We start from the raw sequence: 1993 nt of genomic DNA on the forward strand, positions 1-1993 counted from the left end.
GGATAACGCCCTGATATTTCAGCGCATAATAAAGGAAGGGCGCTCGAAATTTGAGCTCATCTTTATCACCGCTTATACGGTAGCTCTGTATCAATTGGCTGCGTCTTCTCCTCAAATGCTTATTGTTGAGCCCAAGTGTATCAATTGTGGTCTTGCAGGCTTCGACCCAAGTTTCATGCCCTGGAAACTCGCGGAGTTTCACAGAGCCGTCATCGATATTGAGATAAAAGAAATTGTCTGGTATCGAAATAGGGTCGATGATCTCTTCTGAGTCACCCTTTCTTTGGTTGATTTTTTTCATGCAGAGACGGTAATTAGCCCATTCATAGGCTAAGCTTTTGTATTTTACCTTGGGTCTGAAGTGGTCAATTGAGACCTTCTGATCCTCTATTTTTTCATCAAAATCGATATACAATCCAGTGAATGCGCAAATCCCACTGTAAATAGCATGTATCTCCCGGGTGTAACGCGCCCAGAATGCTTGGAAGTGCTTAGATTGAAGTGGCTCAGTCCGCTGCGCTTCGACGGTCGCGAGATGAGCGCGTCCCTTTTGGCGCACGCCCGCATCAAACCAATGGGGCTCATCAGCAAGTATAAGCGGGATCATTGCTGACCTCGTGGCGTTAGTCCTTTTTGCTTAGCGAGCCAAACCCAGTGGGTTCGCTCGGGATGATCCGGCGCGAAATGCGCCCGCATCAGCCGATCAACTTCGTCAATCTCGGCTTGAGTCGGTTTTTTTTGTTCAAATAAAGCCGCGCGTTTTTCTAGGGCTTCGGCATTCTCCTTTGGAATATCCCCTTCACCAAAGACTTCAATGAGCCATTCGCCGACAGACCCGTGTTTCTCAAAGTCGATGGGGTCTAATTTAACTCTTGCGGTATCACCATTAGCCGCAGGAGGGAGTTTAAGATTAAAGATCTGATCTATCTTCGGATCGAAATGCGGCTCCATCCCCGTCAGCACGATGGGCGAATGGGTGGTGCAGATGACTTGCACCTGAAAGCCTTCGTCTTCCGTAATGGCCTTGGCGACTTCGAGCACGGCGGCGAGAATTTTGCGCTGCCATTTGGGATGAAGATGGGTTTCGATTTCGTCGATGAGAAGGAGAAGCGCTTTTGAATGTTCAATTCCTTGAATCTTTGCAGCAAATTTATGTTCCTGCCAGAAATTCACAATCATATAGGCAAGGCTGAGAATTTTGATAATTCCGGCTGAGGCCAGTGTAACGGGTACTTCACCCATCTCGGTATTCAGGTGAGGAATTGTTTTAGGTTGTGCGAGATTGGCGATGCGGCGCGCACGGGTGATCGCAAGAGGATTTTCTGAGTCTTCTGACAGTATTTTAAGAGCCTCTTGTATCTGCGTGTAAGGTTCTTGCTTCTCATAGAGCCAGTTTGTTAGGTCAATTAGATAGCCATTAATTTTAATTCGGCTCTCTCGAAGAAAAATTCCATTAATATTTGCGTTTATATTGTTAATGCTAAACGGTGTTTCCGGCGAGCCATTCCGAATCTCATCGAGCTCATAAATTGAACAGAGCGCAGTTTTATTTGAAGGACGAATGGGGTCATAAATAGAAATTTTATTTCCTATTCCAAGATAAATCAGAGGGCCACCAATGTTTGGAAAATCAGTTCGGCTTCCTCCTTTATCGCTCGCCCATGTCAAGCCGCGACGATTGAACTCTAATTTTTTCCCTTCTGTATCAGAATAAAGTAGAGTTATTGATGGTTTCTGTTCAGCGGTTTCGCTTTTCTCTGGTTCTTTGACCAGTATTTCCTCCCCAAAACGCCTCTTCCGTCAGCGCGAACCACACCGCATCCAGAATAAAACTCTTCCCCAGGCCATTATCGCCGGTAATGACCGTCAGCCGTTCCGCAAACTCGACCTCCATTTCGGGGGCCGGGCCGACGCCTTTGAGGGAGAGTTTTTTCAGCATGGGGTCTCTCGCTATTCCGCTTCCGCTAGATTCGTCACCAGCACCTTATCGACC

General features: G+C 47.0%; 3 protein-coding genes. All 3 read right to left on the reverse strand.

Annotated elements, in window-relative coordinates:
* A partial coding sequence (locus VZ95_RS20350) for an HNH endonuclease domain-containing protein (protein ID WP_045777481.1) occupies positions 1–607 on the reverse strand: 607 nt, incomplete at its 3' end.
* Positions 604–1668, reverse strand: coding sequence for an AAA family ATPase (locus tag VZ95_RS23540; protein WP_198148451.1), 1065 nt, complete (start codon positions 1666–1668; stop codon positions 604–606). The genes VZ95_RS20350 and VZ95_RS23540, both read right to left, overlap by 4 nt.
* A gap of 70 nt (positions 1669–1738) precedes the next feature.
* Entirely contained in the window at positions 1739–1939 is a 201-nt protein-coding gene (locus VZ95_RS20360; RefSeq protein ID WP_045777483.1) for an AAA family ATPase, read from the reverse strand.
* Positions 1940–1993: the final 54 nt, after the last annotated feature.

The sequence above is a fragment of the Elstera litoralis genome (assembly GCF_000963705.1).
Classification (GTDB): Bacteria; Pseudomonadota; Alphaproteobacteria; order Elsterales; family Elsteraceae; genus Elstera; species Elstera litoralis.

Bases quoted from the DNA above. Each gene is read 5' to 3' on its own strand.
- VZ95_RS20360 (WP_045777483.1), bottom strand. From the start codon at position 1,939: ATGCTGAAAAAACTCTCCCTCAAAGGCGTCGGCCCGGCCCCCGAAATG.